The following is a 5771-nucleotide window of genomic DNA, read 5'->3' as shown; positions in this document are numbered from 1 at the left end:
GAGCGGCCCACCGGCCCCGCCGGCCGTCGCCGACGACCCGGCGGGCGACGCGCCCGCCGGGGACGACCGGAGCCCGGCCGCCCGGCTGCGGCACGCGGCCGGGCGGGTCCGGGACCGGCTCACAGGTCGGCGGTAGCCCGGTCCAGGTACTCGGCGAACTTCTCGTGCGCCGCCTTGGCCCGGGTCGGGATGTGCTCGGTGGGCACGTCGGTCGCGGTGTAGCCGCGCAGGATGCGGCGCGCCACGGTGGCCTTGTGGACCTCGTCGGGGCCGTCGTAGATGCGTGCCGCACGGGCGGCCCGGTACATCTGCTCCAGCGGCAGGTCGCCGGAGAAGCCCAGCGAGCCGTGCACCTGGATGGCCCGGTCGATCACGTCGTGCAGGACCTTCGCGCCCCAGTACTTGATCATCGCGATCTCGACCCTCGCGTTGGACGCGCCGACCTGGTCCATCGTCCACGCCGCGTGCAGCGTGAGCAGCCGGGCGGCCTGCATCTCCGCGGCCGAGGTGGCGATCCAGTCCTGGACCATGCCCTTCTCGGCCAGCGTGGAGCCGTGCGCGTAGCGGCTGACCGCACGCTCGCACAGCATGTCGAACGCCCGCTTCGACTGGCCGAGCCAGCGCATCGCGTGGTGGATGCGGCCCGGGCCCAGGCGCTGCTGTGCCAGCCGGAACCCGTCGCCCGGGTTGCCGACGAGGTTCTCCTTCGGCACACGCACGTCCCGGTAGATGATCTCGGCGTGGCCGCCGTACAGCTCGCTGCTGTCCGACGGGTGGTCCATCACCGGGATGTCGCGCACGATGTCCACGCCGGGGGTGTCGGTCGGGACGATGATCATCGACGAGCCCTGGTAGGCGGACACGTCGGGGTCGGTGACCGCCATGACGATCAGGAAGTCGGCGTGGCTCGCGTTCGACGAGAACCACTTGTGGCCGTTGATGACGTACTCGTCGCCGTCGAGCACCGCGCGGGTGGACAGCAGCGTCGGGTCCGAGCCCGCGCCGGGCTCGGTCATCGAGAAGCAGCTGCGCAGCTCGCCGCGCAGCAGCGGCTCCATCCACCGCTCCTTCTGCTCGGGCGACCCGCCGATCGCCAGCAGCTCGGCGTTGCCCGAGTCGGGGGCGTTGTTGCCGAAGATGCCCGGGGCGTAGCGGCACTGGCCCAGGATCTCGTGCATCAGCCCGAGCTTGACCTGGCCGAAACCGCCGCCGCCGAGCTCCGGAGGGAGGTGCGCGGCCCACAGGCCCTGCTCCCTCACCCGCTCCTTGAGGGGTGCGGTGATCCGGGCGAAGGTGGCCCGGTCGAGGTCGAGGGCCTCCAGCGGGATGATCTCGTCGCGGACGAACCCCCGCATCCAGTCGAGCTTCGCCTCGAACTCGGGTTCGGTGCTGAAATCCCACGCCATGCCCTGGTCTCCGCTTCGTCGTCGGTCAGGAGGCGGTGTCGCCGCGCCCAGCGGCACCGCCCTGCCATCGTGACGTGCGGATCGGGCAGGGACAACGGCGTCAGGACGAAATAGGGATCCTCATCACGGGGATGCTCGTCACCCCGGCACTCAGATCCAGCCCCGCTTGGCGGCGTTCATCCCGGCCTGGAACCGCGTGCCGGCCTCCAGCCGGTCCATCAGGGCCCGCACCCGGCGCTGCACGGTGCGCACGCTGATGTGCAGCTGGCGGCTGATCGCCTGGTCGGTGGCCCCGGCGGCCATCACGACCAGCAGCCGGCGGTCCTCCTCGGACACCGCCGGCTGCGCGGCGGGCTGCAGCGACGGGCGGTCGACGGGGGTGGCCAGGCCCCACGTCGACTCGAACCCGTCGACCAGCACGTCGAGCAGCAGCGACGGACCGATCAGCAGCGCCTCGTCGGGCCCGCGCCCCACCAGGGCGGCGTGCGAATCGGCGATCAGCATGCGGAACGGCACCCGGGGGAGGCTGCGCTGCTCCACGCCCCACCGGTGCACCGGTCGGGTCGCCGAGTCGTCGGTGACGATGCGGTGGCGGATGCCGCGCGAAGGACGCGCCCGCAACCCCTCGCCGGTCTCGGGCCGGCCCACCGGGATGGGGACGTCGTACTGGCGGACCTCGCGGGTGGCACTGTCGAGCAACCGCGCGGTCGCCGCGGCGACCTCCTGGCGACCCCGCAGTGGCCGGGTGCCGTCGTCTCCGCCGGGCGGCTGCTCGGCGAACTGTGCGACCAGCGCGTTAGCGCGGCGCATGCGCAACACGTGTTGGACCGGACCGGCGAGAACGCCGCGGTCATCCTCAAGCACACTCACACTGGGAACCACGTCCCGAACGTTGGCGTGGTTCGGCCATCTGCCGGTCAGTCGCTGCCGCTCACCCGTCAGTCGCGACCGTCCATCGCGCGATAGGCCGGGCGTAGTAGCTCCTTCACCTGTTCGCCGCGCACGGTGATGGTGAAGTCGGGGAGCTGATCCAGCAGCGCGTCGGACGGGGTGGCCGGGCCGGTCAGCCGCGCCGGGCGCGCGCCCGCCGCGTAGAAGCGGTCGAGCAGATCGGCCAGCGGCGCGGGCCGGTCCGGCGTGGCCGACCCGGCGTCGCCGACCGCCGCCGCCGACCGCCGCTCGCGCAGGTCGTCGAGCAGGGCGTCGCGATCGCGCCCGCGCAGCGCCAGGATGCGGAACGGGTCGGCGTCGAACTGCTCGGCCAGCACGTAGAACACCGCGGCCAGGTGCTTGCAGGGCACGGCGTGGTCGGGGCAGGTGCAGTCCATGACGATGTCGCCGGCCGCGGCCGGGAACAGGCTCAACCCGACCCCGGCGAACACCTCCTCCACGGCGTGCGGCATCTCCCCGGCCAGCAGCGCCGCGGCGAAGGACGCCTCGCGGGCCAGCGCGTCGGTGACCGCGGCCCACTCGGACTTGCCGAAGGTGGGGATGCCGATCCGCGCCCGGTAGGGCCGCGGCCTGCTGCCCTGCACCTCGGCGCTGGCCCCGCCCGGGCCCACCTGCATCGTCACGATCTGGCCCGCGCGGGCGTAGCTGCGCCCGCGCGACAGCCGCCCGCCCACGCCGAGCTCCTCGAGGACCCCGATGAACCGCCGCGACCACCAGGTGCGCGCCACCGCGCCGCGCGCGCGCGAGATCTGGATGCCGCCCTCGACCGGCAGCGGACGGCGCGGGGCGTCGTCGTCGCGCCACCAGAACGGGTCGGGCTCCGGGGCGGCGGCGGCGCCTTCGCGCGGCTCAGCCATCGCCGAGCACCGTCCCATCGCCGAGCACCGTCCGCGCGCCGGTCACCGGCTCGGCGTAGCGGCCGGTGCCCGGCTCGCCCTCGACGTCGGCCAGCGCCTCGGTGCCCAGGGTGAACACTTCGCGCAGGGTGTCGGTGGACAGCTCGGTGAGCCAGCCCTCGCCGTCGGAGACGACCATCTCCGACAGGGCCCGCTTGCGGGTGATCATCTCGTCGATGCGCTCCTCCACCGTGCCGGGGCAGACGAACCGGCGCACCTGAACCGAGCGCTTCTGCCCAATGCGGAAGGCGCGGTCGGTGGCCTGGTTCTCGACCGCCGGGTTCCACCAGCGGTCCAGGTGCACCACGTGGTTGGCGGCGGTCAGGGTGAGCCCGGTGCCGCCCGCCTTGAGCGAGAGCAGCATGATCGGCGGCCCGTCGCCGGACTGGAAGCGGGTGACCATCTCGTCGCGGCGCCGGGCCGGGGTGCCGCCGTGCAGGTAGGCGACCTCGGTGTCGAAGCGGGCCGACAGGTGCGGCACGAGCATCGAGCCGAACTCGGCGAACTGGGTGAAGCACAGCACCCGGTCGCCCTCGTCGAGGATCTCGGCGAGGATCTCCTCCAGCCGGATGATCTTGCCGGAGCGGCGGCCGATGGGGGAGCCGTCGTGCAGGAGCTGGGCGGGGTGGTTGCAGACCTGCTTGAGCTTGGACATGGCGGCGAGCACGTTGCCGCGCCGCTCGATGCCGTCGCTGTCGGCGATCTTCTCCATCATGTCGTCGACGACGGTGCGGTAGAGCGAGGCCTGCTCGCGGGTCAGCCGGTAGTGCTGGGTGATCTCGATCTTCTCCGGCAGGTCGTCGATGACCGTCGGGTCGGTCTTGACGCGGCGCAGCACGTACGGGCGGGTGACGCGGCGCAGCAGCCGGGCGGCCTCGGTGTTGCCGTGGCGCTCGATCGGCACCGCGTAGCGGGCGCGGAACCCGTCGGCGGTGCCCAGCAGGCCGGGGTTGAGCACGTCCATGATCGACCACAGCTCGGCGAGGCGGTTCTCCACCGGCGTGCCGGTGAGCGCGACGCGGTGCTCGGCGTCGAACCGGCGGATCGCCCTGGCGTGCGACGAGCGGCTGTTCTTCACCGCCTGGGCCTCGTCGAGCACGAGCCGGCGCCAGGCCACCGACGCGAGGTCGTCGACGTCGCGGGTGGCCGTGGCGTAGGTGGTGACCACCAGGTCGCTGTCGAGGGCGCGTTCGACCAACTCGGCGCCGTGCGGCCGACCGGAGCCGTGGTGGGCCGTCACCCGCAGGTCGGGGGCGAACCGGGCGGCCTCGCGCACCCAGGTGCCGACCAGCGACATCGGGCAGACCAGCAGCGTCGGACCGGGGGAGGCGCCGTCGCGCTCGACGGCCTCCAGCGCCAGCAGCTGCACCGTCTTGCCCAGGCCCATGTCGTCGGCCAGGCAGGCGCCCAGCCCGATGCGGGACAGGAACGCCAGCCAGGACACCCCACGCTGCTGGTAGGGCCGCAGCCGCGCGCGGAAGCCCGCCGGCGGCACCACCGGGGCCAGCGTGTTCTCCGCGGTGCCGGCGAGCAGGTCGCCGATCCAGCCCTCGGCGCGCACCGCGGTGACCGGCAGCGGGATCTCCCCGTCGGCGGCGTCGGCGCGCTCATCGGGGTGGCGCAGGGCGACGGCGAGCAGCTGGGCCGCCGTCGGGCGCCACGACCCGCCCGGCCCGGTGGAGCGCCGCCCGTCGCGGCGCAGGAAGTCGAGCCCGGCGGCCAGCCGCTGCGGGTCGACCGCGACCCAGCGCCCGCGCAGGCGCACCAGCGGCGCCTTGGCCGCCACCAGGTCGGCGATCTCGTCCTCGGACAGCTCCTCGTCGCCGACGGCGACCGCCCAGCGGAACTCGGCGAGCTGCTCGCGGCCCAGTCCGCTGCGCGTCAGCACCCGGTCGGCCGGGGTGCTGCGGGTGCTCAGGGTCAGCCCGACCCGGCGGGCGCCGTCCCAGCCGGCCGGCAGCTGCACCCCGAAGCCCGCCGCCAGCAGCAGCGCCGCGTCGGCGGTGAGGAAGCGGTGGGCGCCGTCGAGGTCGAGATCGAGCCGGCAGGGGCGGGCCTCGCGCAGCGCGCGCGACAGCGCCGGCAGCACCCCGGCCGCCCGGCCCAGCTCGGCCAGCAGCAGCTCCTGCGGGTCGGCCAGCAGCCGCGCCGCCCGCCCGTCCCACACGTGCTCGGCCGGCACCAGCAGGCTCTCGTCGTCGCGGGACTGCAGCAGGAACTCCAGCACCCAGCGGGTGCCGTCGCCGGTCTGGTCCTGCGGGTCGGCGGACGGGTCGTCCGGGTCGTGCAGCGTCTCGACCTCCGACAGCCGGAAGCAGGCCCGGCCGCGGGCGTCGCCGCCCCGGCCCACCAGGTCCCACTCGGCGACGGCCTCGGCCAGCGCGTCGAGCGGGCGGCCGGTGGCCTCCACGCGGCCGTCCGGGCTGAGCAGCGCCGCCAGCCACGCCTCGGCCGCCGGGACCTGCTTCGGCGCCCGCCCGCGCCGGGGCGGCACCAGCTCGACCGGCGCGGGGCTGCG

General features: G+C 74.5%; 4 protein-coding genes. All 4 read right to left on the bottom strand.

Translation table 11 applies throughout. The features are described 5' to 3' along the window. Nucleotides 1-119: 119 nt before the first annotated feature. The gene (locus KIK08_RS36815; RefSeq protein WP_214407942.1) at nt 120-1406 is read right to left on the bottom strand and encodes an acyl-CoA dehydrogenase family protein; all 1287 of its coding nucleotides are present in this window, start codon (nt 1404-1406) and stop codon (nt 120-122) included. 150 nt (nt 1407-1556) lie between these two features. After that, nucleotides 1557-2216, bottom strand: a complete 660-nt coding sequence (locus KIK08_RS36810; RefSeq protein ID WP_214407941.1) for a helix-turn-helix domain-containing protein — start codon at nt 2214-2216, stop codon at nt 1557-1559. A gap of 128 nt (nt 2217-2344) precedes the next feature. Beyond that, nucleotides 2345-3214 carry an SWIM zinc finger family protein gene (locus tag KIK08_RS36805; protein ID WP_214407940.1) on the bottom strand — a complete coding sequence of 290 codons (870 nt, stop codon included), beginning with the start codon at nt 3212-3214 and terminating at the stop codon, nt 2345-2347. Continuing rightward, nucleotides 3207-5771: DEAD/DEAH box helicase (locus KIK08_RS36800; RefSeq protein ID WP_214407939.1), on the bottom strand; the 2565-nt coding region annotated here is incomplete at its 5' end. The genes KIK08_RS36800 and KIK08_RS36805, both read right to left, overlap by 8 nt.

The sequence above is a fragment of the Pseudonocardia lacus genome, from assembly GCF_018531445.1.
GTDB classification, from domain to species: Bacteria; Actinomycetota; Actinomycetes; order Mycobacteriales; family Pseudonocardiaceae; genus Pseudonocardia; species Pseudonocardia lacus.
The sequence above is the reverse complement of the archived record's forward strand: the minus strand, read 5'-3'. Positions and strand labels throughout refer to the sequence as shown.